This is a genomic window from Methylococcus sp. EFPC2, assembly GCF_016925495.1.
Taxonomy (GTDB): domain Bacteria; phylum Pseudomonadota; class Gammaproteobacteria; order Methylococcales; family Methylococcaceae; genus EFPC2.
Window position 1 is genome coordinate 4,011,080 of record NZ_CP070491.1, and the last position, 24,969, is coordinate 4,036,048.

The window sequence follows — 24,969 nt, forward strand, 5'->3', positions numbered from 1 at the left end:
TCCCTGACCCGTCGCAGACGAGCGTCCCGCAGGAACGGGCCGCTTGTGCGCTGATGGAGTACGCCGTTTTTATCCCGGCCTCCACGCCGCGTTGATCTTGCCGTCGACGATGCCGATGCGGCGGTCGGCGGCGCTGGCGAAGGCCGGATCGTGCGTCACCGCCACCACCGTCTTGCCCAGGTCATGCGCAAGGTCGCGCAATATCTGCCGCACCGTGGCGCCGGAGGCCGTGTCGAGATTGCCGGTCGGTTCGTCCGCCAGGACGATCAGGGGATCGTTGGCCAGCGCGCGGACGATGGCCACGCGCTGGCGCTGGCCGCCCGAGAGCTGGTGCGGATGTTTCTCGGCCTGCTCGGCGACGCCGAACCGGCCCAGCAGATCCAGCGCGTGCGCGTGCGCCGCCTCATCGCTGAGCTTGCCGAGCCGGCGTATGGGCAGCATGACGTTGTCGATCACCGTGAATTCGGCCAGCAGGAAATGGAACTGGAACACGAAGCCCAGCTTTTCCAGGCGGCGGTTGGCCAGTTCGTTCTCGCCGTAGGCCGAGGTGTCCTCGCCGTCCAGCCACACCTTGCCTGACGTGGGCACGTCGAGCAGGCCCAGCAGATAAAGCAGCGAGGATTTGCCCGAGCCGGAAGGCCCCATGATGCAGATGAACTCCCCGCGCTCGATGTCGAGATTGATGTCGTCGACCAGGGTGACCGGAACCTCGCCGGGCAGGGTACGCACGAGGTTTTCGGCGCGCAATACCTTTGTCATCCGGCGCCCCGCAGGATTTCGACCGGGTGCACGCGGCCCGCGCGGCGTGCCGGCAGATAGGCCGCGAGGATGCAGGAGAACAGTGCGAAGGCCGTGGCCAGGGCGAACTGTTCTGGGCCCCACCAGATCGGCATGAACACCTTCTCGGATACGCCGGGCGGCTTCAACTGGATGCCGGAAAGCACTTTCATGAGCGCCGCTCCCAGGGCCAGGCCGGCCGCGCTGCCGATCAGGCCGATGATGACGCCTTCGAACAGGAAGATGAGCCGCACGTCGCGGGCGTGGAAGCCCATGGACTTCATGATCGCGATGTCGCGGGTCTTTTCCATCACGATGGTCGACAAGGTGTTGTAGATGCCGAACGAGGCCACGATGAGGATGGCCGAGACCACGCTGTACATGATGGTGTTGCGCACCACCAGCACGCTCAGGATGTCTTCGGTTGCTTCTATCCACGAGACCGATTTGTAGCCGGTGACGGTTTCGATGCGCCGGGCGACGTCGCGCGCGGTGTAGGCGTCGTCGAGCTGGATGATGAAGCGGTTGATCCGGTTGGAACGGTCGAACATGACCTGGGCGCGCTTCAGCAGGGTGAAGGTCTGGCTTTCGTCGTAGTTGGCGTTGCCGGTACGGAAGATGCCGACCACCTTCATCGCTCGGCTGCTGCCGTTCGGCGCGACCACGCTGACGTTGCGGCCCATGCGCAGGTTGAACTTCTGCGCCAGCCCGTTGCCGATGATGATGCCGTTCGGGTTGGCCGTGAGGGCTTCCAGCGAGCCTTCCAGCATCTTCTCCTGGATGGTCGTCACCGTCTTCATCTTCTCCGGTATCATGCCGGACAGGCTGACGCCTTTTTCCTGCCCGGCGAAGGTGAGCACGGCCGAGCCGAGCAGCACGGGCGCGGCCCGCAGGCCCGGCAGGGATTCCACGAACTCCAGTTTCTGCCGGTAACCGCGGATGCCGCGGGTTTCGGTCTGAGGCTTGACGTTGCTCACCTTCACCGCCCCGTCCGGCCAGCGCAGCTCGGCCGGCTGCACGGCGGGACGGCGGTACTCGTCGTAGACCGTGATGTGGGCGCTGTTGTCGATCAGGCGTTTGATGAAGTCCTTCTCCGACCCGCGCATCAGGGACGACACGGCGAGAAAGAAGGCGACGCCCAGCACCACCCCGGTGAGCGAGACCAGGGTCTGGCGCTTGCGGCTGGTGAGGTGGGTGAGCGCCACCTGGAGCTGGATGACCATCAGGATTTCGGCGCGGCGGGCGGAACGATGCGCGCGGCGCGGCCTTCGCGCAGCTTGTCCGACGGGGCGTCGACGATCTGGGCGTCCGGTGTCAGTCCTTCGACGACTTCCGTGCGTACCGCGCCGGCCAGCCCGATCCGCACCGGCTGGCGGTGCAGTTTGCCGTCCGCGACGAGCCACACGGCACCGTTCTGTATGGCGGCGGAAGGCAGCAGCAGCGCATCCTGGCGTTCGGAAATCACCAGATTGGCGTCTACCGTCATGCCCACGAGCAGCTTTTCCGGCTCCGCCAGGCGGATGCGCACCCGGTAGCTGCGCGCGACCGGATCGCCCTTGGGCGTGATTTCCGCCACTTCGCCGTCCAGCACCTGGTCGGGCAGGGCGTCGGCATGCAGCACGGCTTTCTGGCCCACCCGCACCTTGGGGATGTCTTCCTCGTCGACTTCGGCCGTGACCCGCAGCGGCGCGCAGCAGGACAGGTAGAAAACGGCTTGTCCTACGGGAATGAACTGGCCGATCTCGCCGTCGCGCCGGATGATCAGGCCGTCGGCGGGCGAGGAGAGGGTCATGTGGTCGCGCAGGGAGCGGGCTCGCCGCAGCAGCGCATTGGCGGCGTCCAGATCGGTACGCGCCTTATCCAGCTCCGCGTTCGCCAGCAGCTTCCGGTTCACTAGTTCCTGGGTGCGTTGATACTGCGCTCGGGCGAACTCTGCGCGCGCCGTCAATTCCTCCACCGTATTGCGCAAATCCGCGTCGTCCAGCCGGGCGAGCGTCTGGTCCTTACGCACCCGGTCTCCTTCATCGACGTTCAGTTCGGCCAGATAGCCCGCTTGACGCGGCGCGATGGGCAGCATGACGGTGGGCTCCACCGTGCCGGTGGCGTAAACCGCCTCCACCGCCGGCCCCCGCGTCGGTTTCACCACGCTGACGGCGACCGGCCCCTCCCGCCACCAGTAAACGCCACCTGCCGCGGCCAGCGAGCCGAGGGCCAATATCCATATCCATTTCTGTCGCATGATTCGGGGAGGAAGGCTCTGTGAAGAGAATTAAGAGGCGCCGGGATCGGGGGAGCATCGCAAGACTGTGTTTAGTTTAACGCCAGGCGCCCCTTAGATGTGCGCCTTCTGCGGACGCATGCGATCAGACTACCGAAGCGCGATGGGAGCGGACACGCACCGGCACATCAGTGTTTCCTGGGCGCGGCTTCAGCCGCACGTTCGAACGGTTCATACTCGCCCCATGGCCGGTCTCCTGGAATTGGCGGATAGACGTTCGATACGAGGCAACATTCATGACCAAACCCGACACGGAGGATTACCTGGCGCTCTTCGCGCGCTATGGAAAGGATTTCGGCGACGCTTATCTCGAGCCGGAAGACGAGCGCTACCGCTTGCTGTTCGAGCATATTTGCGGCCTTTTGACGAAGCCCTCTGATTTCAACCTGAGCATGCCGCAGGAGTTCCGCACCACGGCGTCGCGCTATCTGGCGGGCGACCAGGCGACCCTGGCCCACATGCGCGACCCGCTGAACAGGCATTTCATGCTGAGCGACCTCTACGACTACGTGCATCTGCGGCAGACCATGGGCGGACCGGGCTGGTGATGCGGTAGCGCTCCCACCATGACATATGGGCCGGGTTGCCATGAAAGTCGCGAAGCGAACACTTTGATCTCCCTCGCCCTCTGGGAGAGGGACGGGGTGAGGGAAATAGTTTATGGCGCGAGTGTTTTCATCGGCAGAGGTGGCGCGAGCGCCATAACCTGTTAATAAACCGTGAATACGGTCGAGCCGGTCGTCTTGCGGGCGGCCAGGTCGGCGTGGGCGAGCGCGGCATCCCGCAAGGCATAGGTCTGCTTCACCTCGATGCGTACCTTTCCCGTCGTTACCACCTCGAAGAGTTCGCCGGCCATTTGCAGCAAGTCGCCGCGCTCGGCCGCATAGCTCGCCAGCGTCGGCCGGGTCAGGAACAGCGAACCGCGCTTGGACAGTTCGAGAAGTTCGAAGGGCGGCACCGGGCCGGAGGCGTTGCCGTAGCTGACCATCAGCCCCAGGGGGCGGAGGCAGTCGAGCGAGCCGAAGAAGGTGTCCTTGCCGACCGAGTCGTAGACGACCGGCACGCCGCGGCCGCCGGTGATTTCCCTGACCCGCGCGGCGAAATCCTCGCGCCCGTAAACGATGGCGTGGTCGCAACCATGGGCGCGCGCCAAGGCCGCCTTCTCGTCGGTTCCGACGGTCCCGATCACCGTGGCTCCCAAGGCTTTGGCCCACTGACACAGGATCAGGCCGACGCCGCCGGCGGCCGCGTGGATCAATACGGTGTCGCCGGCCTGCACGCGGTAGGTGCGGCGCAGCAGATACTGCGCGGTGAGGCCCTTGAGCATCATGGCCGCGGCGGTCTCGAAGGCGATGGCATCCGGCAGCTTGACCAGACGGTCGGCGGGAATGTTGCGCACCTCGGCGTAGGCGCCCAGCGATCCGCCGGCATAGGCCACGCGGTCGCCGGGCTGGAGGCCGGTCACCGCCGAGCCCACCGCTTCGACGATGCCTGCACCTTCGAGGCCCAAACCCGACGGCAGCGGCACCGGATAGAGGCCGCTGCGGTGATAGATATCGATGAAATTCAGACCGATCGCCTGATGACGGATCCGTGCCTCGTGGTCTGCCGGCTCGGCCAAGGCCGTTTCTTCCCAGCGCAGCACGTCCGGTCCGCCGGTCCGATGAAAGCGTATCGCGTAGGGCATGCCGTCCTCTGGGCGTATGGGATAGTCGGAAGATCATCTTCGCACGCGGCTAAACCGGAGAACAGCCTGCCGCACAAGTGCTGGGGCTGACGTTGCATTCAGCCTCTTGTCGAGCGCTGCTGTACAATCAAACGGGTTTAAGCACGTCGCCTCATGATTACCGTCGGCGCTATCGAGTCCGCGCCGGCCGAGTAGAACTTGGTCTTGAGCCATGGCCTCACAGGCCAGGCGCAGCGGGAAGATCACAAAAATCAGAGTGCACAATCACCTGCATTCGATTCAGGTCAGCTTATCTGCGCGGAATCGCTAAGTCGAATGCCGTTCTGCTGGTCGCTGCACTCCACCCTGAACGGCGGTTTTCTGCGTCCTATAACGGGGCGAATGGCGCTACAAAGTGGGCCGAGTGCAAGAAAAGGAGAGCGACTAAATTGTGCCTGACCGGTTTTTCCATATTGATGGTATCCTGCGCGTTTCCTCTGTTAACCACCACTCACTATTTAATATATGACTGAAAGACAGTTGACACATTTTCGCTTTGGTCGGATTTATGGGTTTTTTAGGAGAAACACGAGTAGTCGATCCAAGCAGATAAAAGCCGTCAGACAATTGTATAAGAGCATGGGTTTGCAGGACTCTACGTGCGTCCTTTGTGATGCTAACGATTTCTCGCTGCTGGCCGAGACGGGTCGGTTTGGGTTTGATTTACAGAAAAAGATATGCAACGCCTGCGGGCTTGTGCAGACCCATCCATCGCTTAAGCCTGAGTTTCACAATGAGTTTTATGATAAATACTACCGAAAGCTTTACACTAACTCAGAGGTTGTAGATTATTCGGAACTGGAAGTGTCTCAAAGGGCTCGAGGTCGACAGATTCTTGGCTTTGTTGAGAAGTTTTTTCATATTTCTGATTATTCGGTCATAGAGATAGGATGTAGTTCGGGCGGTGTACTCGCCGAGCTTAAGCCTTATGCGAAACAAGTCTCTGGCTGCGATTTGGATGTTGAAGGTGTTAAGTACGCAAGAGATCATTTAGGGCTAGACGTTGAAGTGGCCAGTCTGCCCGGAGTTTTGCCCAAAAGCCCCAGGCTCTTTATCCTTTCGCATGTATTGGAGCATGTGTATAGCCCGCTAACAACTCTTAGGGATTTATGGAGAATAATGGAGCAGGATGACATGTTATATGTAGAGGTTCCTTCTATAAAGATGGTTTCTAAAGGGGAATACAAGGGGGATCTCAGAAGGTATTTCAATATCGCTCATGTCGTGGACTTCTCTCAGGCGACACTTTTAGCAATGGCCAAGAAAGCTGGCTTTAAGTGCGTTGCATCAAACGAGCGCGTGCAATCGATTCTGTCCAAGTCGAAAGGGTCGGAAATTGATGATGCCAGCAAAATTGATTCAGTTACCGATATATTGGAGATAGAGAAATCCTATAACTCGTGAAGATCAGGGTAGCCCGCGTAGGGCGCGAGGCGCCAGCCGTTTACGCCTCACGGGATTCAATCCCGCTCGCCTTCCAGCGCATAGATACCCCATTCGACATACCGATGAAAGGCGAGTGGGGCCACTTCGACACGCGCCGGACATAGCCGTGCTTCATCGGGTTGATAGGGAATGGCCTATTCGCCCCCCGGTCGAAAACCGTAGGCACACGGCCGAGCGGGTTCGGGTCTGCCCACCCTGTTTCCCTCGCGTTGCCGGGATGCACGCGGCGAAGGCGCAAGCTCAACCGCGGCGTGCCGCCTCGATTGCAGCGATGTCGATCTTGGTCATCTGCATCATCGCATCGAACGCGCGCTTGGCGACGGCCGGATCGGGGTCGGTGACCGCTTCCGTCAGGGCTCTCGGCGTAATCTGCCAGGACAATCCCCATTTGTCCGTGCACCAGCCGCACGCGCTCTCCTGGCCGCCGTTGCCGACGATCGCGTTCCAATAACGATCCGTTTCGGCCTGGTCATCGGTTGCGACCTGAAACGAAAATGCCCAGTTATGCTTGATAGCAGGCCCGCCGTTGAGCCCGAGGCAGGGAATGCCCATCACGGTAAACTCGACCGTCAACACGTCCCCTTCCTTCCCCGACGGAAAATCTCCCGGTGCGCGGTGCACCGCGCCGACGGACGAATTGGGAAAGGTCTTGGCGTAAAACCGCGCCGCGTCCTCGGCATCGCCATCGTACCAAAGGCAAATCGTGTTCTTCGCTTGCTTGATCATGTCACTTCTCCATCGATATGAGCCGGGTAGGGTGGGCAAGCAGCTTCATCGTTTGCCCACCGTTTGAATCAAAGCCGGTGGGCAGAAAAGCGCTGCCCACCCTACCTACTCCAAATCAGCCAGCTCGTACAGCGGGCGGATTTCGATCTCGCTTGGTCCCGGCATGGGATTGGGGCAGCGCTTTACCCAGGCGACCGCCTCGTCCATATCCTTGACCTGCCAGAGCCAGAAGCCGGCGACCAGCTCCCTGGGGTGGGCGAAAGGCCCGTCGATGACCGCACGGCCGGGACCATCGAACGCAATACGCTTGCCCTGCGAGGACGGCGTGAGGCCGTCGGCGGCGAGCAGGATGCCGGCATCGCGCAGCTCATCATTGAATCTGCCCATCGCCTCGAGCATCTCCGTCGTCTCGGGCGTGCGGACAAAGCCCTTTTCGCTGTCTTCGGTCGCCTTCACAAACACTATCACACGCATCGTCTGTCTCCTTGTTTGAGCTGGCCTCATCGGCCTGGCATAGGAAAGTCGAACAGGGATTACGGAAATCGACATCAGTCTTGCAAATTTTTCTAGCAGGGTAGAGTGGGCAAACAGTTTCATCGTCTGCCCACCGTTTGAATCAAAGCTGGCGGGCAGAAAAGCGCTGCCCACCCTACTACTAACCGGAGAACAGCCCGCCGGGCAAGTACTCGGGGTGGCGTTGCATTCAGTCTCTTGTCGAGCGCTGCTGTACAATCAAAACTGGTTTAACGAACTGGTTTAAGAAGGTCGCCTCATGATTACCGTCGGTGCTTTCGAAGCAAAAACCCATCTATCGAGCTTGTTGGAACGTGTGGCTGGGGGCGAAGAGGTCTTGATAACCAAGCACGGCAAGGCTATCGCACGGCTGGTACCCGCCCATGTATTGGACCGTGCCAGTGTCGACGAATCGATCGCCAAGCTCAAGGCCTTGAGGCGCGGAGTAAGGCTGGAAGGCTGGTCGTGGAAGGAACTGCGCGACGAGGGGCGGCGGTGACCGGCTTCGTACTGGATTGCTCGATTGCCGTTTCGTGGTGTTTCGAGGATGAAGCTTCCGCCGCAACGGATGAACTTCTGGAACGCGTGCGGGACGAGACCGCACTCGTCCCCGCCTTGTGGCACCTCGAATTGGGGAATGTGCTCCTACAGGCCGAACGCCGGGGACGAATCAGCACGGGAGACGTGACGGCACGCCTGGAGCTATTGGCGAATTTACCCATAGCTACAGATGAGGAAACAACAACAAGAGCGTTGCGGGAAGTCTTGACCCTGGCCCGCGCAGAGAAACTAACCACCTACGATGCGGTTTATCTGGAATTGGCCATGAGGCGAGGTCTGCCTTTGGCGACCAAAGACCATGCGCTCGCAGATGCGGCGAAGCGGGTGGGGATCATTGTGCTCCCATAGCGTCAGAGGCCTGCGAAGCCTCAGTCGTATGGTATATATCGCGTGGCTCTTACTCTGCGGCTAAACGTCGCAGATTACGGTATGCGCCCTACATGGCTAAATTGGAGAACACAAGTGTTCGACGTCTCTTGAGGAGCAGTTTAAGGTACGCATTGCGTAACCTATGAGATTTTAAATATATAGGGAAGGAGCCAAATATAATGTCAGTTATCGAATACTATCTTCATCGAGCGAAGTTCATTAAGTCAACGCAAGGCGACCTGTTCTTGCCGAACATTTCTTCTTCTTTGCTTTTTAAGATAACGCTAGATGAAAAGCCTGAGATTACATTAAAGCAAGACAATGTTTGGCATATAGGGAATATTGAATACTTCGATGAAATGACCGGTTCATTTGCGGTCGGACGCACAACGAAGACAACTGTAGAGCGATTTGATGCTAAAACGGGTAATTTCATTGACTTGATCGACGACTCTGGCCCATACACGAATGTTCTATTTGATTGTTCCATTGGGCTTTTAGGTATTGCAAAAAAAACCAAATTAGCCCCGGACGTTGAGTCTATAGCAAGGAAAATTACCAAATTATTTGAAAGTGGAGACACAGTAAAAGAACATGGCGTTGAAGTTAGGATTGATATTATTCCTGACCCTGATGGCTTCATTAAGAAGCTCCGTTCCGCATATTCAATTAAGCGTTTTAAGGCGTCTTTTTCTGGGCCTAATCCTATTGATGCTGATGAGGTTTTTCAAAAACCTATTTCGGTATATTGCAAAGAGGTTAATGGCCAATACGGAACTGTGGAGGTTGTTGGAGAGCAATTAAACGAAGAAAATATTGTGGCTGTTGCTAAGTCAACAGCAGCTACTGGAAATACGGCATCAGCAAAGATACAGCCTAGCCATGACAAAGAATACACAATAATTAAGTTGAAAGGCGACGCTGTGAGAATTACTGTAGATACAGAAAAACCTAAATCAGAGGCTTTAAAGGAAATGCAGGAAGCCTATTACAGGGTGAGAAAATGATTGAAGAAATCTTTATCGAAAGCCCGAATGATTTAATGTTTAAACTCAATGACCTTCCTAATCATTTTATTTATAGAGGACACTCAAATGCAGGGTGGAAGCTAGAGTCGGCCCTAGAGCGTGTAATCGGCGACAAATGGAGTTCAGAAAACGCACGAAAATTTGAAGATTATTCGTATCGATCATTTCGTTCAAAATATCATATTTACGCTAAATCTGAGCATGTACCGACATCAAAGCTTTCGTGGCTATCAGTGATGCAGCACTACGGTATTCCTACTAGGCTGCTGGATTTTACCGAGAGCCCTTATGTGGCGCTTTATTTTGCTTTGGAAGCATATAATCCACTATCAAAGGAAGATTTTTCAGTTTATGCAATAGACTATACGGCCATAATGGAGGCCTCCATAGAATTCATAAGAAATCGTGACTCTAAATTCTCTGAAACCAGAGCTTCTATTGGCGACAAAAAAGATCATATTTTTGATGAGGTGGTTGATCGATTCGCGTACGATATTTTGTGGATCACTGAGCCGTTAGAACAAAATGCGCGAATGGACAGGCAGTTTGGGACATTTTTGATCTCTGGAAATAGGGGAAAAACTATTGAGTCAATCGTAAGCTCCGGGATCTATGAGAAATGCCGAATGTACAAGTTTGTGGTCAGCCATGCCTTTTATGAGAATATTTATGCACTATTGCGAAAGGCTGGCATTAATGCAAAAGTTATATATGGCGATCTTACTGGGTTGGCCAAGGCAATTAAAATGGAGTTACAGGTATATGCAATCTAACAATCGTATTCATTAAAGAATGGGAAACAAGCCACGACGCCTGATGCTCGCTTGGGCTTATACCGGCGATCGGCACTTGCCGTTGGAACGTTCTCTTGCGAATTGTCGGCGTGCGCACCTACCTGCCGGGGCTAATACCAAGCGCCTTTGATGACGAGGAGCCGAATTGAGCAACGGGCGTACACGTAAACACATCGTGGCGAGCACACAAACGGCGCCCGAACACCGGCTGTCGCCGACGCTGGGCTGGCCGCATCTGGTTGCGCTGGGCGTGGGGGCGATCGTGGGGACGGGGATATTGACCCTGATCGGCGTCGGGGCGGCCAAGGCGGGGCCGGCGGAGATCGTTTCCTTCGCCGTCGCGGGCCTGATTTGCGCCTGTGCGGCGCTGGCCTATGCCGAGATGGCCACGCGCATTCCAACGGCGGGCGGGGCTTACACCTACAGCTACGCGGTGATCGGCGAGCTGTTCGCCTGGATCATAGGCTGGAGCCTCATCCTGGAATATTCGCTGGTGGTGAGTGCCGTCGCGGTCGGCTGGTCCGGCTATGCGGCGCCGCTGCTGCACGAGGGGCTCGCCGTGCCGATGGCGTGGATGCAGGGGCCGGAACTGGGCGGCATCGCCAATCTGCCCGCGATCGCGATCATCCTGGTGGTGGCGGTGCTGTTGTCTTTCGGCACGCGCGAGAGCGCGACCCTGAACGCGGTGCTGGTGCTGGTCAAGATCAGCGCGCTGGTGGTGTTCGTCGCTGTGGCATCGGCCTATTTCGATCCGGCTCATCTGGAACCCTTCATGCCTTTCGGTTTCGCCAAGACCATGGGACCGGACGGCGTGGAGCGGGGCGTGATGGCCGCGGCGGCCATCATTTTCTTCGCTTTCTACGGCTTCGACGCGATCGCGACCGCGGCGGAGGAAACCCGCAATCCGGAGCGCGATCTGGCCATCGGCATCGTCGGTTCCATGCTGGCCTGCGTGGCGATCTATATCGCGGTGGCGGGTGCGGCGTTGGGCGCGCTCGCCTACACCCGCTTCGCCGACAGTCCGGAACCGCTGGCCCTGATACTCCGCGAACTCGGCCGGCCGGGTATCGCCCGCTATTTGGCCGTCTCGGCCGTGGTGGCGCTGCCGACGGTGATCCTCGCGTTTTTCTACGGTCAGAGCCGCATCTTCTTCGCCATGGCGCGCGACGGCCTGTTGCCAAAAGGACTCGCCAAACTCACCCGCCGCGGCACGCCGCTGCGCACCACCTGGTTCACCGCGACTATCGTCGGCGCCATCGCCGGTGTGTTTCCGCTGGCCGATATCGCCGCGCTCGCCAATGCCGGCACGCTGGCGGCTTTCTGCGCCGTGGCGCTGTGCATGCTGATCCTGCGGCGGCGGGAGCCGGGCGCAGCGCTCAAGTTCAAGGCGCCGCTGCCCTGGCTGACCGGCCCGCTGGCCATAACGGGCTGCCTTTATCTGTTCGCCAGCCTGCCGCAACGCACCCAGCTCTATTTCCTCGTCTGGAACGGCATCGGCTTCGCCGCTTATCTGAGTTTCGGCGCGCGGCGCCGTCTCGCTCCGGGAGCGCCGCGGTGAATGTGACCGTCAAGCCGGACTGGACGCGTGCGGAGCGATTGCGCCACATCGTGGGCGGGTCGGCGGGCAATCTGGTCGAGTGGTACGACTGGTATGTCTATTCCGCCTTCGCGCTCTATTTCGCGCCGGTCTTCTTTCCCAAGGGCGACACGACCGCGCAATTGCTGAACGCGGCGGCGATCTTCGCCGTGGGTTTCGTCATGCGGCCCATAGGCGCCTGGTTGATGGGCGTCTACGCCGACCGCAAGGGCCGCAAGGCCGGGTTGACGCTGTCGGTGTCGCTGATGTGCGGCGGTTCGCTGCTCATCGCCGCGACGCCCGGTTACGCCGACATCGGCGTGTGGGCGCCCGCGATCCTCGTCGCGGCCCGTCTGATGCAGGGCTTGAGTGTGGGCGGGGAATACGGAGCCAGCGCGACCTACCTGAGCGAAATGGCCGGGCGGCGCCGGCGCGGTTTCTACTCCAGCTTCCAATACGTGACCCTGATCTCCGGGCAATTGCTGGCCCTGGCGCTGCTGATCGGCTTGCAGGCCTGTTTGTCGGAAGCCGAGTTGGAAAGCTGGGGTTGGCGCATTCCATTCGCGACCGGCGGCCTGCTGGCCTTCGTGGTGTTTTGGCTGCGGCGGCGCCTGGCGGAGACGCCCAGTTTTCGAAACGCGCAGGAAACGGATGAACCGAAATCGAGCGGCTGGGTCCTGTTCCGCCATTATCCCCGGCAAGCTTTGCTGGTGATGGCGCTGACGGCCGGCGGCACCCTGGCGTTTTACGCCTACACGACCTACATGCAGAAATTCCTGGTCAACACCTCCGGCTTCAGCCGCGAGGTAGCGACCCGGATCACAGCGGCGGCGCTGTTCCTGTACATGCTGCTGCAACCCGTCGCCGGCGCCTTGTCGGACAAGATAGGCCGCAAACCGCTGATGGCCGGCTTCGGGGTGCTGGGCCTCTTGTTCACAGTGCCCATCTTCTCGGCGCTGGAGACCGCCGGCGACCCGAACCTGGCATTCCTGCTGGTGCTGGGAGCGTTGGCCATCGTCACCGGCTACACCTCGATCAACGCGGTCGTGAAGGCAGAACTGTTCCCAGCGCACATCCGCGCGCTCGGGGTGGCGCTGCCGTATTCGCTGGCGAACACCCTGTTCGGCGGCACCGCGGAATACGCCGCACTGTGGTTCAAGACCGAAGGCATCGAGCGGGGTTTCTACTGGTACGTCAGCGCCATGGTCGGCCTGTCGCTCATCGTTTACCTGCGCATGCGCGATACCGGGCGCCACAGCCTGATCGTGGAGGATTGACGGTGTCAGGTGGGGCTGCGAGCTCTCCGCCTCTGGGTTTTTTCCCGCAATTTGAACGAGCAAGTTTCAGGATGGCCAGCATGAATGAACAAACCCCCGATACGAAGAGCGAAAAATACGGCCTGTCCGGTACGCTCAAACTGGTGGCGATCCTCGCCCTGAGTTTGTCGGCCGTACTCCTGACCCTTTGGGTATTCGATGGAGTCGAGTCGGAGAACTTACTCGATCTGATTGGAAAGACCTGGCTCCTGGCCTTTATCATTGCCAGTCTCAGCTGCGTCATCGCGTGGCTGATGCGCTCGAAATAAACCGAATAAAAGTGTTCGCTTTGCGATTTTTATGGCAACAGGCCCAGATACCGGGCCATCATGAGGAATGGAGGAATCGGATGTCGAATGTTTCGTTTGGGATATGGGCAGGAATCGTGGGACTGGTGGCCGTTGGCGATGGCTACGCCGCCACGGTGGACGGTGGCGTGGAACTTACCTCCACGCGAACCTATGTGATAGGCGAGGGCAGTAGCGTTACCTATACTCCGGCGCCCGTTTTTGGCTTTTACGACCCATCCACCGGGGCGCCGCCACCGGCCCAGCCGCAACCGCAAACCTATGCGCTCAGCGGCAGATTCAATGTCGAGTTCTATCGGTATTGGTGGACGTCTTTACCGCCCGACGCCGAATCGGGAGCGACGCCTTATACGACGGAGGAGCCCTGGGCGCGTTTGAAAAACGCCGAATTGCACGGTGCGGAAAGCTTGGCGGGGTTTGCGCTGCCCAACTTTCTGCTGCGGGTGATCGGTGCGGAATTATCCGGCGATTCCGGCCCCTGCTCCTTTCCTTCGGGTCCCGACACCTATTGCTCGGGCTGGTCGACCGGCAATACCAGCGGCTTGACCGGTACGGTGCAGGAGCACGCGCTGCAGCTGAACGGCTGGATACCCACCGGAGTTAACGTTACGGAGGGCTATAGCTATCACATCAACGCGGTGGAATCGGTTCCCTTACCGCCTTCCTTGACTTTGATGGCCGGCGGATTGGCCGGGCTCATCGGCTGGAGCCGGCGCAAGTCCTAGCCCGCATGACAGCGGCGGGGTAAGCCCGACCCGGCCGCCGGTCCGGAAACGCCGCCCGCACTCAGTCCCGAGCCTGCGGCGCATTCCACCACTGAGCGACACTGAGCGCGGCCAGCGCCAGAAAGCAAAACAGCACCCAGGCCGGCATGCTCAGACCCAGCAGGGTCCAGTCGACCTGGGCGCAATCGCCGGTGCCGGTCAGCATCAGCTTCAGGGTTTCGCCCAGGGGGAAGTTGTGGAACATGTATTCCAGCCCCGGGCCGCAGGCCGGCACTTCCTCGGCGGGCAGATTTTGTATCCAGACGTGTCGGGCGGAGATGGAGGCACCGCCCAGCGCGACCAGCGCACCCAACACCGCATAGACGCGCACGCCCAGGCGGTCCGGGTTGTGCAGGGTCGCGATCAGCAGCACCAGCCCGGTGGCGAGCACCATGATGCGCTGGGAGATGCACAAGGGGCAGGGTTCCAGTCCGTTGACGAACTGGAAATAGATGGCCGTCAGCAGCAGGCCGGCGCAGAACAGGAAGCCGAGCAGGAAAGACGTGCGGGCGTTGGGCAGGGTCATGGTCGGTCCGTGGGGCTGTCAGTCTTCGATGCGGAAACCAATTTTCAGCGTCACCTGGAAGTGGGCGACCTTGCCGTCCTGGATGTGGCCGCGGGTTTCCACGACTTCGAACCAATTCAAATGCCTTATCGATTGGCCGGCCTTGTCGACCGCCGCGCGGATGGCGTCGTCGGTGGATACGGTGGACGAGCCGACGATCTCGATGACTTTATAGACATGGTTGGGCATGGCGGGCACTCCGTTGGATGAATGGCGCGATCGCTATGATGCCGACCGCGGCGAGCATTCTACCGCCGATGCCGCAAGCGCGCGCACCTCGTCTGCGTTCGCCGTTGGTTGCGACCGATGGCGGGACTCATCGATGAGCCGCTGGGCACCGAGTTCGTCCGGCGCTGTGGGAATGTCGGCGTCCCTGCCTTTGAGGATTACTGAATATTCCAGACGCCCATCATGCCCATGTCCTCGTGCTCCAGGATGTGGCAGTGGAACATGGTCATGCCGGCATAATCCTGTACCGGAACCAGGATCTTGATGCTGCCCATGGCCGGTACGATGACGGTGTCCTTCCAGGCCGGTACGCTGGTGTAGAAGGATTTGTAGGCCGTATCCCCGCCGCTGATGGAAATCACCTGCGCCTGGTTCACATGGTGGTGCCAGGGATGATCCATCATGCTGTGATTGAAGATTTCCCACACCTCGTAGGTGTTCAGGCTGGAAGTGATGGTGTAGGCGCTGGTATCCGTATAGGTGATGCCGTTGATGCTGGCGCCGCCGCCCATCATGCCCATGCTGAGCGTAATCTGACGCGTCACGGCGTTGGCCGGCACGCTGAGCTTGACGGCGTTGGGGTTGACCGAGGCCGGCAGGCTCTGACTGACCGCCGTGCCGGTGACGTTGGTCGTCATCAGGGTGATTTCCTGATTCGCCGAGGCGCCCGCGCCACGGTTGTAGGCCAGCGCTTTGAACTTGTAATAGCCCTTGCTGCTCGAGGCCTTCACCAGCACGTCGATGCGTTCGCCCGGCGAAAGCAACACGGTACTCTGCGCGTAGGGTTTGTTCAGCAGTCCGCCGTCCGTGCCGATGACATTGAGATTATGGCCGGCCAGATTCAGCTTGTAGAAGCGGGCATTGCTGGCATTGACGATCTTCCAGCGCTGCACTTGGCCGGGCTTCATCGCCAGCACCGGGTTGACCTGCCCGTTCACCATCATGGTGTCGCCTTCCTTGCCGTTCATGAAGTCGGAATCGCTGTGCGGAGCCGGCGCGCCGTTGCTGATGCTGATGTCCTTCAGCACCAGCGTGTGCGTCTCGTAGCCCGCCAGCGCCGTGTTCTCGTCCGCCACTTCCAGGGCACCCGCCAGGCCCGCCCAGACTTGCTCGGCGGTATTGCCGTGCACATGCGGATGGTAGAAATTGAGGTTGCCGCCGGGATGGAGCGAGAGGTCGAACTCGTGATCGAACGCCTCGCCGCTTCCGAACATCAGCATCATGTTGTCCGAATTGCCCGAAGGCGAGACATGCAAGCCGTGGGTATGCAGATTGGTCAGATCGCGCGGTTGGCCGTGCATGTTCAGGCCGGTGTAAGGCAAGGAATTTTTGAAATGCACCTTCAGCAAATCGCCCTTTTTCACCTTGATGGTGGGGGCCGGGTAATAGCCGTTGTAGGTCTGGAGATTGGCGACCGTGCCGTTGACGTTGACCGGCGCGACCTTGGCTTCCACGTTCACCTCGACGATGCCCGCCGTGGTCGACAGGTTGGGCATGGTGACGGGGTCGCTGAACGCCGCCCCGCGCGGCGGATCGATGAGGGTGGGCGTGGATGTGCAGCCCATCATGCAGCCTCCGCCTCCCATCATGGCGGAAGCACCGGCCGGGTAAAGCGTGACGCCGATCAGGCAGGCGGCGGCGAGTACAGTTTTTCGATTTTGCATTCGTGATCTTCTCTCTGGGTGCGATAGGACGGGCCGAAGAGAGAAACGCGTCTTTCCCGGCCCTCAGTCGCGAGGGCAATTAGCGGGCCACCCGCCCGAATGCGGCATTTCACCGACTCCTGGGAACGGAAAAGACCGCTTTGAGCCCGAGACGACTGCGGGACTTGACCCAGGCCTGGGTTAAATCACGGATCACGCATCCGCCCACATCCTCAGCAGGTTGTGATAGCTGCCGGTGAGGTTGACCACGGCCGGCGTGTCGCCTTGCGTCTGGCGTAGTTCCAGGATGGCCATGTCCATGTCGAACAGCAGGCGGCGGCGTTCGGTTTCCCGCACCATGCTTTCCAGCCAGAGGAAGGAGGCGATGCGCGCGCCGCGGGTGACCGGCTCGACCCGGTGCACGCTGGAACTGGGATAGAGCACCAGATCGCCGGCCGGCAGCTTGACCGAGTGGGCACCGTAGGTGTCCTCGATCACCAGTTCGCCGCCGTCGTATTCGTCCGGCTCGGACAAAAACAGCGTGGCCGACAGGTCGGTGCGCACACGCTGGCCGGTCGCAGCCATCGTGCGTATGGCGTTGTCGACGTGGTTGCCGAAGGCGTTGGCTTCGCCCTCGTAGCAGTTGAACAGTGGCGGGAAGATGCGTTTGGGCAGGGCCGCGGAGAAAAACAGGGGGCTATTCTCCAGGCCTTCCAGCACGATGGCCCGCGCTGCCTTGGCTTTCTTCGACTCTTCCGGCAGTTGCCGGTTGTTTTTCACCAGGGCCGACTGGGTGCCGGCGGTGACGCGCCCGTCCACCCAGGCGGCGTTTTCCAGCACCGCCCGGCAGCGGGCCAGGGCTTCGGGGGTAAGAACCTCGGGTATGTGCAACAACATGGCGTTTTCCTTGAGACTGTCTATCGAATATCGAACGGCTCGTCGTAGGGTGGGTTAGACGCGCAAATCGGACGACCCTTCCGTTCGCGTGGTGCGTAGGCGCGGCGTAACCCACCGAACAGCAATCCGGAAATCCACGATTCACGCAAGGGTCGCCTGCAGGCTGAACCACACGGCCAGGCTCAACGAGCCCAGGCCGAGTCCGGCCGCGGCCAGTCGGCGGCCATGCAGCCGCGTCCACATCAGCACGCCGGTGAGGCTGAGCACCACCAGGGAGCCGGCCAGGGTATCGGCCAGCAGTATCCAGCCGGTGCCGACCCCCACGCCTTTGTGCAGATTGGTCAAAAAGGCGAAAGCGTTCGCCTCTCCCTGCTTCACCGTCACATAGGCGTTGCCCTGCCAGTATTCGGCCTGCAAAAAGCGCTGGGGATTGCGCACGGATATCTGCCAGCGCGCTGGCTGCTGTACGGCAACGCCATTCCAGCTCACCGGCTTGGGTGGCTCCTGCTGGATGCGTGCCTTGCTGAAGGCCACGCCCAGGGTTTGTTCCAGCCAGGCGGCCAGAGCCCTGGCATCGGCTGGGTAAGGTTCAGTGAGGGGCAGTTGGACCTCCTTCTGTTCCACGCGGAGCGCGGGGATTTTCATCACCTCCCGGTGGTTAAGCAAAATGCCGGTGGTGCCGAACAGCAGGCCCAGGGCCGCGCCCCACAAGCCCAGCCAGGCGTGGGTGCGGCGCAGCCATTTGAGAAAGCTCCCGCGCGCCAAGCGGCGGGGAAGGAAGAGATAGCCGCCGGACGGTCTGGCGGGCGGTGGGTCGGCAAAATTTGGACGGCTCATGGTTTCCTCTGTGGGTGTGGTTATCGGTGGGTTACGACGCGCCCCGGATCAAACTGACCGGGAGGGCCGTGGTGTTTGCGCGCCTAACCCACCCTACGGTCAATACTTGATGTTGATGGAGGCCTGGGCCGAGATCGGCACGCCCGGCAGAGCGGAACGGGTCTGGCCGGATTCGTAGTATTCCTTGTCGGTGAGGTTGAACACGTTCACCTGCACGTCGTAATGTGGCTGGTGATAGGCGATGACCGCATCCAGGCGAGCGTAACCGGGCAGGGTCACCTCGTTGACGTTGTCGGTGTAGCGCTTGGAGGCGTAGAACACGCCGCCGCCGACCTCCCATTCCTTGGTGATGTGGTAGCTGGTCCAGACCACGCCGCTGTGCTCCGGCACGTTGACCGGCACCTTGCCTTGCAGCGATTTCACCCGTCCGCTGACGCCGCCGGTGGCCGTGGTGTTCGACTCCGTGACCTCGGCGTCCAGATAGGCGTAGGTGGCGGACAAGTCCCAGTCGGGCAGGATCTCGCCGGCCAGGCCCAGTTCGAAGCCGTCGGTACGCTGTTCGCCGGCCAGGATGTTGCGGGTCGGGTCGTTCGGATCGGTGGTGCGCGCATTGGTCTTTTCCAGGCGGAACAAGGCGCCGGTGGCCGACAGACGGCCATCGAACAGATCCAGCTTGGCGCCCACTTCCAGGTTCTGGTTCTGCTCCGGGCCGATGTTGCTGGTGGTGGTGCTGAGGCTGTAAGCCTCGGCGGACGGGTTGAACGAGGTGCCGTAGCTGAAGTAATAGGACTGCCACTTGACCGGCTGCCAGACCAGGCCGGCGCGCGGGTTCCATTGCCGGTCGGTGCGGGCGAAATTGCCCGCATTGCTGAGACGGTCTTCCTGCTTGGCCTCGAACACGTCGTAGCGCGCACCGCCCAAGAGCTTCCATTCCGGCGTCAGCTCGATCTGGTCCATCAGGTAGCCGGCATAGGTCTGGGAGGTGGTCAGGCGGTTGGTCGCCAGGGTGCCGGTGAAATTGTTGGCCCGGCCGGCGCCGACCGTGGGCGTGAGCACCGGATCGAAGACCGAAACCGCCCGCGCGCCGGTCGAGTCCTTGGACAGGAAGCTGTAATCCTCGTCGCCGAACTCCATGCCGAACACCAGGGTGTTGTTCAGGCCAAACACCGGCTGCTTGACGATGAAGTCGGTCTGGTTGAACAGGCTTTGCTGGGTGTTCAGACGCAAGGCCTGGGTGCGCGCGACGGTGGAGGCCAGGCCCCGGTCGGTGACCGCGCCCAGCAGCAGGGTGCGGTAGTGGCGCTCGTAATCGCCGTAGCGGACCGTGTGCTTGAAGGAGATCTCGTCCGTGAAGCGGTGGCTGAAGATCGCCGTCGCCACGTTGACGTCGGTGTTCATCAACCGGTCGTCTTCCCAGCCGTAGAAGGTGTCGATGGCCACGTTGGCCGGCTTGCCGTGGTACATGGGCAGGCCGTAGTCGAATACCCCTTCTTCCTCCTGGTGCAGCAGATGCAGGGTCACGTTGGTGTCGGGCGAAAAATCCCACTTGAACGAAGGCGCCACGCCCCGGCGGTTGGTGTAGTTCTCCTGGCGGAAGGAACCGGCGTCCTGGTAGAGCGCGTTCAGGCGTACCGCCATCTGGTCGTTTATCGCCGTGCCCAAATCCACCGTGGCGCGCTTGAAGTCGAAGGAGCCGTAGGTGAACTGGCCGGAGGCCAGGGTTTCGCGCAAGGGCTTCTTGGCGATCTGGTTGATGGCACCGCCGGTGGCGCCGCGGCCGAACAGCACGGAGGAGGCGCCTTTCAGCACTTCGGCCCGTTCCAGGAAAAAGGTGTCGCGGGCGTACTGGCCGTTCTCCTTGGCGCCGTCCAGATAGGTGTCGGAGTTGGCGCTGAAGCCGCGCAGGGTGATGGAATCGCCGGTGCGCCCGCCCTCGCCGGCGGCGATGGTGAGGCCGCTGACGTTCTTGAGCGCGTCGCGCAGGCTGAAGGCCTTCTGCGATTCGATCAGTTCCTTCTTCACCACGCCGATGGATTGCGGGATGTCCTTGATCGGCGCCTCGAACTTGCTGCCGGTGGTGGCGGTGTCGGCCTTGTAACGAGCTGCTTCGCGTGCGGCTTTGACCTTGACCTGCGGCAAGGTCACTTCGTCTTCCTTCGGCGGCTGCTCCGGCAGCGGTTCCGCAGCCAGGGCGGCGCCGGTCAGCATGGCGCCGAGCGGCAGCAGGGTTCCGAACCGCCGCAACGGGCGGTGTTTGATCTTCTCTATCATGGGTAGTCTCCCGTCTTGTGGATTTAACGAGCGGGCTACCTGGCGAAAATCGGCTGGGTGGCGTTTTGGGGTTTGCGTTACGAATCGGCCGGGTCGTGCAGCCGGCGTGGCCGCCGGTGGGCGTTATCTGACGATCTCGCTCGCCGGTCGGCTGGCTTCCCTCCATCTAGTCGGGCTATGGCACCGGCATCAGAAACTCACCCGTACACCGGCGTTGGCGGCGATGGGTGAGCCGGGCATGATGTTGGTGTTGCTGTGCGCCGACGACACGTATTCCTTGTCGAACAGGTTTTCCACGTTGACCTGCACCTGAACGTGGTCGTTGACCTTGTAGTAAACCGCCGCGTCGAAGCGGAGGAAGCCCGGCAGGGTGACCAGATTGTCGGTGGCGGCGTACATCGCGCTGCGGTAGACCGCGCCCAGGCCGGCGCCCCAGTTCGGCGTGAAGTCGTAGCGGTTCCAGAACGAGACGGTGTGTTCCGGCACCTGGGCGACTTTGGCGCCTTTCGGGGCGCTGGCCGACAGGCTTTCGGTGATCTCGGCGTCCTGGTAGGCGTAGCCGCCGATGACGCGCCATGCGTCGGTGATGTTGCCGCTCACGCCCAGCTCGATTCCGCGGGTGCGCTGGCCGTCGACCAGGAAGGAGATCGCCGGATTGTTGGGGTCGGTGGCCAGGGCGTTGTGGCGGTCCAGCTGATAGAAGGCCAGGGTCGCCGACAGGTCGGGGCGGATGTCCCATTTGGCGCCGACTTCGTAGTTCTTGAACTGTTCCGGCTGCAGGGTCTGGTTGGTGACCGTCAAGGAACCCAACTGGTCGCCGGCCCGCGGGACGTAGGCGATGCTGTAGTTGGCGTACAGGGATACATCGTCGAGCGGCTTGAAGATCAGGCCGCCGCGCGGCGACAGCAAATCGTCGCCGGAGAACAGCGTCTGGCCGTTGCGGTTGTTGCGGAAATCGACCTCGAAACGCTCGTAGCGCACCCCGCCGACCAGTTGCCAATACTTGCCGAGTTCGATCTGGTCCTGGAAATAGCCGGCGGCGATGGTCGTCAGGCTGTGCCGGTCGGCGTCCGAGGCGGCTTGGCGGAAGCTGATTGGGCCGGTGTAGCGCGGGTCGGCCAGGGAGACGCTGACCGAGGTGGCGTTGGGGCCGACCGCCGTGAAATACCCGGTCCGGCGTAAATTATCGGTTATCTGGTGGCCGAATTCGGCGCCGGCCAGGAGGGTGTGTTTGAGCGGCCCGGTGTCCAGCGCATAGGTCAGGTCGGTCTGGTTGAAGAAGTTTTCGCGTTGGGTGGCGTCGTTGTAGGCCGAGATCGATACCCGGGTGCCGGCGGCGTTGACCGCTCCCGGAAAGATGTTCTGATAGAACTTGTCGTAGCTCGCGTAGCGGGTGCGGTTGCGGAATTTGAAGCCGCCGCCGAAGTCGTGGTCGATCACGGCGTTGAAGGCGTCAACCTTGGCCCAGGTCGGGCTGCGCTCCGGATCGCCGAAAAAGGTGGAGACATTGGCCTTCAGGTCCACCGGGCGCCCGCGGAAAGACGAGATGCCGCGGTCCGCCACCCGGTCGTCTTCGAAGTGTTCGTAGCCCACGGTCACCTTGGTCTGCTCGCCGGCACGCCAGGAAGCGGTCGGATTGACGCCCCAGCGTTCGGCATGGAAGCCTTCGCGGTAGCTGCGCGAGCTTTCCCACATACTGGTCAGGCGTACGGCGAAGTCGTCGTTGATGGCCTGGCCGAAGTCGCCGGACAGGCGGAACTTGTCCCAGGAGCCGATTTGCAGGTTCGCCTCGCGCGGGTTGTCCCAGTTCGCCTGCTTGGTGGCCCGGTTGATCAGGCCGCCCGAGCTGCCGCGGCCGAAGATCATGGCGTTCGGGCCTTTCAACACCTCCACCCGGTCGATGTTGTAAAGATCCCGGAAATACTGCACGTCGTCGCGTATGCCGTCGACGTACATGTCGCCGGTCGACGCGTTGCCGCGGAAGATCGGCGCGTCGCGGTTGCCCTCGCCCTGCGACATGACGACACCGGGTACGTAGCGCACCGTGTCGGCGATGCTCTGCATGGCCTGGTCCTTGATCAGTTCCTGGGTGATGACGGTGATGGACTGCGGGGTGTCGATCAAGGGGGTGTCGGTCTTGGTCGCCGTGCTGCTGCGCTTGGCGACGTAGCCCCGGGTGTCGCCTTCCGACTTGACGCGCTGGCCGACCACATTGACCGGGGCCAGTGTGGTGAGGTCTTCGTCGGCGGCGAGGGCGGCGGTGGACATGCCGCTCAACGCGGCGCCGAGCGGCAACAGGGGGCCGAGCCGCCGCAGCGGGCGGTGTGGGGGTTTCGTGGTCATGACGGGTCTCCGGTCTATTGGTAAGGATCAGGCGGCCTGGCGGATAGCGGCTGGGTGGCGGCCGGATGGGTTAGGGGCGGGCCTCGCGCGGGTCGGATACGAAGCCGATGCGCGTTACGCCGGCGCTGGCCGCATCGGCCAACACTTCGGCGAGGATCTGGTAGGCGGTGGCCTTGTCCGCGCGCAGATGCAGTTCGGGCTGCGGCTGTTTCAGCGCGGCCTCGGCCAAACGGGTCTTCAGCGCGGCGCGGTCGAGCCCCTCGCCGTTCCAGAAGAACCGGCCCGCATCATCGATGGCGAGTTCGACGTGGTCGGTCTCCTCGCTCGCCGGATGGCTGCTGGCCTTGGGCAGGTCGATCTTGACCTGGTGGCTGAGCAGCGGGGCGGTGATCATGAAGATGATCAGCAGCACCAGCATGACGTCGATCAGCGGCACCATGTTGATCTCGTTCATCGGCCGGGTGCCGCCGTGCGCGGGGTTGAAGCTGCCGAAGGCCATCACACACCTCCCGCGAAGCTTTGCGGCAGGGCTTCCTTCGGTTCGCCGGAGGCGCCGGCGAAATGGGCGCCGGTGGTGAGGAAGGCGAACAAGTCGTGGGCGAACGCATCGAGCCGAGCAAGCACTAGCCGGTTGGATCGCCCAAAGGCGTTGTAGGCCAGCACGGCGGGGATGGCCACGGCCAGGCCGGCTCCGGTCATGATGAGCGCCTCGCCGACGGGACCGGCGATCTTGTCCAGGCCACTGTCGCCGCTCATGCCTATGCTGATCAAGGCGTGGTAGACGCCCCAGACCGTGCCGAACAGGCCGATGAAGGGCGCGGTGCTGCCGATGGAGGCAAGCAGGGTGAAGCCCCATTCCAGCCGCGCCGTCTCCTCGTCGATCACCCGGCGCATGGCGCGGGTGAGAAAGTCCGCCGCCGTGCCCGCTTCGTTCAGCCGGTTGGCCCCGTGCCGGGCGTGATGGCGGGAAGACGCCAGGGCGTGATAGGCCAAATGGGAAAAGGGTTCGTCGGGATGGTGCTCTTCCAGCTGCAACTCGACGGCGGCCAGCGAGGAGGCGTTCCAGAAGTTCGCCAGGAAGCGCGCGGTGCGCCGCTTGGCGATCAGGCCCTGGAGGCTTTTCACCACGATGAAGTACCAGCTGGCGACCGACATGGCGAGCAGGATGGCGAAGATGCCCTTGCCCACCGCGTCGCTCTGCGCGAGGAAGTGGCTGATGCCCAGGTTGGCTGTGGTTTCCATGAGACTTACCCTTCGAGTGAGAAAGAAATCGGTACCAGGACCCAGGCCGAAACGGCCTGATCGCCCTGGCGGGCCGGCACGAAGCGCCAGCGCTTGACGGTGTCGCGGGCGGACTCGTCCAGCCGCTCGTGCCCGCTGGATTTGCGCAGCTCCACGCGCTCGGCCGCGCCGCTCGCATCGACCAGCACACACAGGACGACCACGCCCTGCTCGCTCTGGCTGCGGGATGCCGACGGATAGGCCGGCGCGGGATTGTTCAGATAGTCCGCATTGAACTTGGGTGGGCTGACCGGGGCGGGTGCCGGAGCCGGCTGAGCGGGGGCCGCTTGGACCGGCGGGGCTGCGGGCGCCGGTTCGGCAGGAGGACGGGGCGTCTCGGCCACGGCCGGAGCCGCGGCTGCGGGCTGCTCGGCCGGGCGGGAAATCACCGGCGGGCGCGGAGCCGGGCGCTCGACCCGTTTGGGCTTGGGCTTGGGCGGTTCGACCTTGGGCTTGGCCGTGGCTGGAGGTTGGGGAGCCGGCGGAGGCGGCTGCACCGTCGGCGGTGCGGGAGGGGCGATCAGTTCGACCATGACCGGTGCGGGCGGGGTTCTCGCCGGAGCCGCTTCCTGTCTATCCCCCTCGAACACCCACGCGGCCGCCGCGGCATGCAACAGAACCGCCGCAAGCAGGCACGCGGTTCGGGCCGGAGCGCTCTCGGCTCCGCTGGGGGGAGTGTATGTGCCCTGTGTATAGACTGCTGCCAGCATGATGCCGCCTCT

26 protein-coding genes and 1 pseudogene are annotated in these 24,969 nt (G+C 61.5%); 10 read left to right on the top strand and 17 right to left on the bottom strand.

Annotated features, from left to right (window positions below):
* Positions 1–69: 69 nt before the first annotated feature.
* From JWZ97_RS17175 to JWZ97_RS17185, 4 genes and pseudogenes are all read right to left on the bottom strand, one after another.
* The gene (locus JWZ97_RS17175) at positions 70–759 is read right to left on the bottom strand and encodes an ABC transporter ATP-binding protein (protein WP_205431631.1); all 690 of its coding nucleotides are present in this window, start codon (positions 757–759) and stop codon (positions 70–72) included.
* A complete protein-coding gene (locus JWZ97_RS20390; protein ID WP_371822628.1) occupies positions 756–1,160 on the bottom strand; it encodes an ABC transporter permease in 405 nt (134 codons plus the stop codon). Before JWZ97_RS20390 ends, JWZ97_RS17175 begins: the two co-directional genes overlap by 4 nt.
* Before the next feature lie 138 nt (positions 1,161–1,298).
* Positions 1,299–2,000, bottom strand: a pseudogene (locus JWZ97_RS20395) (ABC transporter permease); the annotation flags it as partial.
* The gene (locus tag JWZ97_RS17185; RefSeq protein ID WP_205431634.1) at positions 2,000–3,016 is read right to left on the bottom strand and encodes an efflux RND transporter periplasmic adaptor subunit; all 1,017 of its coding nucleotides are present in this window, start codon (positions 3,014–3,016) and stop codon (positions 2,000–2,002) included. The pseudogene JWZ97_RS20395 and the gene JWZ97_RS17185, both read right to left, overlap by 1 nt.
* Before the next feature lie 275 nt (positions 3,017–3,291).
* Here JWZ97_RS17185 and JWZ97_RS17190 point away from each other — a divergent pair, with 275 nt between their 5' ends.
* On the top strand, positions 3,292–3,603 hold the full coding sequence (locus JWZ97_RS17190) for a hypothetical protein (protein WP_205431636.1): 312 nt from the start codon (positions 3,292–3,294) through the stop codon (positions 3,601–3,603).
* Between the two features lie 161 nt (positions 3,604–3,764).
* Here the strand turns inward: JWZ97_RS17190 and JWZ97_RS17195 are convergent, their stop codons facing one another.
* A complete protein-coding gene (locus tag JWZ97_RS17195; protein WP_205431655.1) occupies positions 3,765–4,742 on the bottom strand; it encodes a quinone oxidoreductase in 978 nt (325 codons plus the stop codon).
* Positions 4,743–5,360: 618 nt separating this feature from the next.
* Here JWZ97_RS17195 and JWZ97_RS17200 point away from each other — a divergent pair.
* Positions 5,361–6,185 (top strand): bifunctional 2-polyprenyl-6-hydroxyphenol methylase/3-demethylubiquinol 3-O-methyltransferase UbiG, encoded by an 825-nt coding sequence (locus tag JWZ97_RS17200; protein ID WP_205431657.1) that lies wholly within the window; start codon positions 5,361–5,363, stop codon positions 6,183–6,185.
* Between the two features lie 282 nt (positions 6,186–6,467).
* Here the strand turns inward: JWZ97_RS17200 and JWZ97_RS17205 are convergent, their stop codons facing one another.
* Both JWZ97_RS17205 and JWZ97_RS17210 read right to left on the bottom strand, forming a co-directional pair.
* A complete protein-coding gene (locus JWZ97_RS17205) occupies positions 6,468–6,953 on the bottom strand; it encodes a VOC family protein (RefSeq protein WP_205431659.1) in 486 nt (161 codons plus the stop codon).
* A gap of 105 nt (positions 6,954–7,058) precedes the next feature.
* The gene (locus JWZ97_RS17210; protein ID WP_205431661.1) at positions 7,059–7,427 is read right to left on the bottom strand and encodes a YciI family protein; all 369 of its coding nucleotides are present in this window, start codon (positions 7,425–7,427) and stop codon (positions 7,059–7,061) included.
* Between the two features lie 298 nt (positions 7,428–7,725).
* Between JWZ97_RS17210 and JWZ97_RS17215 the strand changes: the two genes are divergently transcribed.
* The 8 genes from JWZ97_RS17215 to JWZ97_RS17250 all read left to right on the top strand — a co-directional run bounded on the left by JWZ97_RS17215 (position 7,726) and on the right by JWZ97_RS17250 (position 14,143).
* The gene (locus JWZ97_RS17215; RefSeq protein ID WP_205431663.1) at positions 7,726–7,965 is read left to right on the top strand and encodes a type II toxin-antitoxin system Phd/YefM family antitoxin; all 240 of its coding nucleotides are present in this window, start codon (positions 7,726–7,728) and stop codon (positions 7,963–7,965) included.
* Positions 7,962–8,375 (top strand): type II toxin-antitoxin system VapC family toxin, encoded by a 414-nt coding sequence (locus tag JWZ97_RS17220; protein WP_205431665.1) that lies wholly within the window; start codon positions 7,962–7,964, stop codon positions 8,373–8,375. The genes JWZ97_RS17215 and JWZ97_RS17220 overlap by 4 nt, the downstream gene beginning before the upstream one ends.
* Before the next feature lie 200 nt (positions 8,376–8,575).
* Positions 8,576–9,403, top strand: coding sequence for a hypothetical protein (locus JWZ97_RS17225; RefSeq protein ID WP_205431666.1), 828 nt, complete (start codon positions 8,576–8,578; stop codon positions 9,401–9,403).
* Positions 9,400–10,197 carry an FRG domain-containing protein gene (locus JWZ97_RS17230; RefSeq protein WP_205431667.1) on the top strand — a complete coding sequence of 266 codons (798 nt, stop codon included), beginning with the start codon at positions 9,400–9,402 and terminating at the stop codon, positions 10,195–10,197. Before JWZ97_RS17225 ends, JWZ97_RS17230 begins: the two co-directional genes overlap by 4 nt.
* A gap of 196 nt (positions 10,198–10,393) precedes the next feature.
* Entirely contained in the window at positions 10,394–11,776 is a 1,383-nt protein-coding gene (locus tag JWZ97_RS17235; protein WP_205431668.1) for an amino acid permease, read from the top strand.
* Entirely contained in the window at positions 11,773–13,071 is a 1,299-nt protein-coding gene (locus JWZ97_RS17240) for an MFS transporter (protein WP_205431672.1), read from the top strand. Before JWZ97_RS17235 ends, JWZ97_RS17240 begins: the two co-directional genes overlap by 4 nt.
* Positions 13,072–13,151: 80 nt before the next feature.
* The gene (locus tag JWZ97_RS17245; protein ID WP_205431680.1) at positions 13,152–13,379 is read left to right on the top strand and encodes a hypothetical protein; all 228 of its coding nucleotides are present in this window, start codon (positions 13,152–13,154) and stop codon (positions 13,377–13,379) included.
* An 80-nt stretch (positions 13,380–13,459) separates the two neighbouring features.
* Positions 13,460–14,143, top strand: a complete 684-nt coding sequence (locus JWZ97_RS17250) for a hypothetical protein (protein ID WP_205431682.1) — start codon at positions 13,460–13,462, stop codon at positions 14,141–14,143.
* A gap of 61 nt (positions 14,144–14,204) precedes the next feature.
* On the opposite strand, the gene JWZ97_RS17255 is transcribed toward JWZ97_RS17250, so the two are convergent.
* The 10 genes from JWZ97_RS17255 to JWZ97_RS17300 form a co-directional block, all read right to left on the bottom strand.
* Entirely contained in the window at positions 14,205–14,708 is a 504-nt protein-coding gene (locus JWZ97_RS17255) for a disulfide bond formation protein B (protein WP_205431692.1), read from the bottom strand.
* 18 nt (positions 14,709–14,726) lie between these two features.
* Positions 14,727–14,936 (bottom strand): dodecin, encoded by a 210-nt coding sequence (locus JWZ97_RS17260; RefSeq protein ID WP_205431693.1) that lies wholly within the window; start codon positions 14,934–14,936, stop codon positions 14,727–14,729.
* A 197-nt stretch (positions 14,937–15,133) separates the two neighbouring features.
* Positions 15,134–16,639: a multicopper oxidase family protein gene (locus tag JWZ97_RS17265; protein ID WP_240342386.1), complete on the bottom strand. Its 1,506-nt coding sequence runs from the start codon at positions 16,637–16,639 to the stop codon at positions 15,134–15,136.
* Between the two features lie 192 nt (positions 16,640–16,831).
* On the bottom strand, positions 16,832–17,515 hold the full coding sequence (locus JWZ97_RS17270) for a Fe2+-dependent dioxygenase (RefSeq protein ID WP_205431695.1): 684 nt from the start codon (positions 17,513–17,515) through the stop codon (positions 16,832–16,834).
* 141 nt (positions 17,516–17,656) lie between these two features.
* Positions 17,657–18,352: a PepSY-associated TM helix domain-containing protein gene (locus JWZ97_RS17275; protein WP_205431697.1), complete on the bottom strand. Its 696-nt coding sequence runs from the start codon at positions 18,350–18,352 to the stop codon at positions 17,657–17,659.
* Between the two features lie 99 nt (positions 18,353–18,451).
* Complete coding sequence (locus tag JWZ97_RS17280; protein ID WP_205431699.1) at positions 18,452–20,623, bottom strand: TonB-dependent siderophore receptor; 2,172 nt, start codon at positions 20,621–20,623, stop codon at positions 18,452–18,454.
* Between the two features lie 189 nt (positions 20,624–20,812).
* Complete coding sequence (locus JWZ97_RS17285) at positions 20,813–22,966, bottom strand: TonB-dependent siderophore receptor (RefSeq protein ID WP_205431701.1); 2,154 nt, start codon at positions 22,964–22,966, stop codon at positions 20,813–20,815.
* A 70-nt stretch (positions 22,967–23,036) separates the two neighbouring features.
* The gene (locus JWZ97_RS17290) at positions 23,037–23,465 is read right to left on the bottom strand and encodes a biopolymer transporter ExbD (RefSeq protein ID WP_205431703.1); all 429 of its coding nucleotides are present in this window, start codon (positions 23,463–23,465) and stop codon (positions 23,037–23,039) included.
* Positions 23,465–24,208 carry a MotA/TolQ/ExbB proton channel family protein gene (locus tag JWZ97_RS17295; protein ID WP_205431705.1) on the bottom strand — a complete coding sequence of 248 codons (744 nt, stop codon included), beginning with the start codon at positions 24,206–24,208 and terminating at the stop codon, positions 23,465–23,467. Before JWZ97_RS17295 ends, JWZ97_RS17290 begins: the two co-directional genes overlap by 1 nt.
* 5 nt (positions 24,209–24,213) lie before the next feature.
* Positions 24,214–24,957: an energy transducer TonB gene (locus tag JWZ97_RS17300; protein ID WP_205431707.1), complete on the bottom strand. Its 744-nt coding sequence runs from the start codon at positions 24,955–24,957 to the stop codon at positions 24,214–24,216.
* Positions 24,958–24,969 lie beyond the last annotated feature (12 nt).

What these genes read in the sequence shown, in the direction of transcription:
- JWZ97_RS17195 (WP_205431655.1), bottom strand. Translation starts at nt 4,742, where the DNA reads ATGCCCTACGCGATACGCTTTCATCGGACCGGCGGACCGGACGTGCTG.
- JWZ97_RS17260 (WP_205431693.1), bottom strand. Translation starts at nt 14,936, where the DNA reads ATGCCCAACCATGTCTATAAAGTCATCGAGATCGTCGGCTCGTCCACC.
- JWZ97_RS17175 (WP_205431631.1), bottom strand. Translation starts at nt 759, where the DNA reads ATGACAAAGGTATTGCGCGCCGAAAACCTCGTGCGTACCCTGCCCGGC.
- JWZ97_RS17300 (WP_205431707.1), bottom strand. Translation starts at nt 24,957, where the DNA reads ATGCTGGCAGCAGTCTATACACAGGGCACATACACTCCCCCCAGCGGA.
- JWZ97_RS17200 (WP_205431657.1), top strand. Translation starts at nt 5,361, where the DNA reads ATGGGTTTGCAGGACTCTACGTGCGTCCTTTGTGATGCTAACGATTTC.
- JWZ97_RS17285 (WP_205431701.1), bottom strand. Translation starts at nt 22,966, where the DNA reads ATGACCACGAAACCCCCACACCGCCCGCTGCGGCGGCTCGGCCCCCTG.
- JWZ97_RS17280 (WP_205431699.1), bottom strand. Translation starts at nt 20,623, where the DNA reads ATGATAGAGAAGATCAAACACCGCCCGTTGCGGCGGTTCGGAACCCTG.
- JWZ97_RS17190 (WP_205431636.1), top strand. Translation starts at nt 3,292, where the DNA reads ATGACCAAACCCGACACGGAGGATTACCTGGCGCTCTTCGCGCGCTAT.
- JWZ97_RS17245 (WP_205431680.1), top strand. Translation starts at nt 13,152, where the DNA reads ATGAATGAACAAACCCCCGATACGAAGAGCGAAAAATACGGCCTGTCC.
- JWZ97_RS17205 (WP_205431659.1), bottom strand. Translation starts at nt 6,953, where the DNA reads ATGATCAAGCAAGCGAAGAACACGATTTGCCTTTGGTACGATGGCGAT.
- JWZ97_RS17185 (WP_205431634.1), bottom strand. Translation starts at nt 3,016, where the DNA reads ATGCGACAGAAATGGATATGGATATTGGCCCTCGGCTCGCTGGCCGCG.
- JWZ97_RS17295 (WP_205431705.1), bottom strand. Translation starts at nt 24,208, where the DNA reads ATGGAAACCACAGCCAACCTGGGCATCAGCCACTTCCTCGCGCAGAGC.
- JWZ97_RS17270 (WP_205431695.1), bottom strand. Translation starts at nt 17,515, where the DNA reads ATGTTGTTGCACATACCCGAGGTTCTTACCCCCGAAGCCCTGGCCCGC.
- JWZ97_RS20390 (WP_371822628.1), bottom strand. Translation starts at nt 1,160, where the DNA reads ATGTACAGCGTGGTCTCGGCCATCCTCATCGTGGCCTCGTTCGGCATC.
- JWZ97_RS17290 (WP_205431703.1), bottom strand. Translation starts at nt 23,465, where the DNA reads ATGGCCTTCGGCAGCTTCAACCCCGCGCACGGCGGCACCCGGCCGATG.
- JWZ97_RS17275 (WP_205431697.1), bottom strand. Translation starts at nt 18,352, where the DNA reads ATGAGCCGTCCAAATTTTGCCGACCCACCGCCCGCCAGACCGTCCGGC.
- JWZ97_RS17265 (WP_240342386.1), bottom strand. Translation starts at nt 16,639, where the DNA reads ATGCAAAATCGAAAAACTGTACTCGCCGCCGCCTGCCTGATCGGCGTC.
- JWZ97_RS17215 (WP_205431663.1), top strand. Translation starts at nt 7,726, where the DNA reads ATGATTACCGTCGGTGCTTTCGAAGCAAAAACCCATCTATCGAGCTTG.
- JWZ97_RS17230 (WP_205431667.1), top strand. Translation starts at nt 9,400, where the DNA reads ATGATTGAAGAAATCTTTATCGAAAGCCCGAATGATTTAATGTTTAAA.
- JWZ97_RS17250 (WP_205431682.1), top strand. Translation starts at nt 13,460, where the DNA reads ATGTCGAATGTTTCGTTTGGGATATGGGCAGGAATCGTGGGACTGGTG.
- JWZ97_RS17210 (WP_205431661.1), bottom strand. Translation starts at nt 7,427, where the DNA reads ATGCGTGTGATAGTGTTTGTGAAGGCGACCGAAGACAGCGAAAAGGGC.
- JWZ97_RS17225 (WP_205431666.1), top strand. Translation starts at nt 8,576, where the DNA reads ATGTCAGTTATCGAATACTATCTTCATCGAGCGAAGTTCATTAAGTCA.
- JWZ97_RS17255 (WP_205431692.1), bottom strand. Translation starts at nt 14,708, where the DNA reads ATGACCCTGCCCAACGCCCGCACGTCTTTCCTGCTCGGCTTCCTGTTC.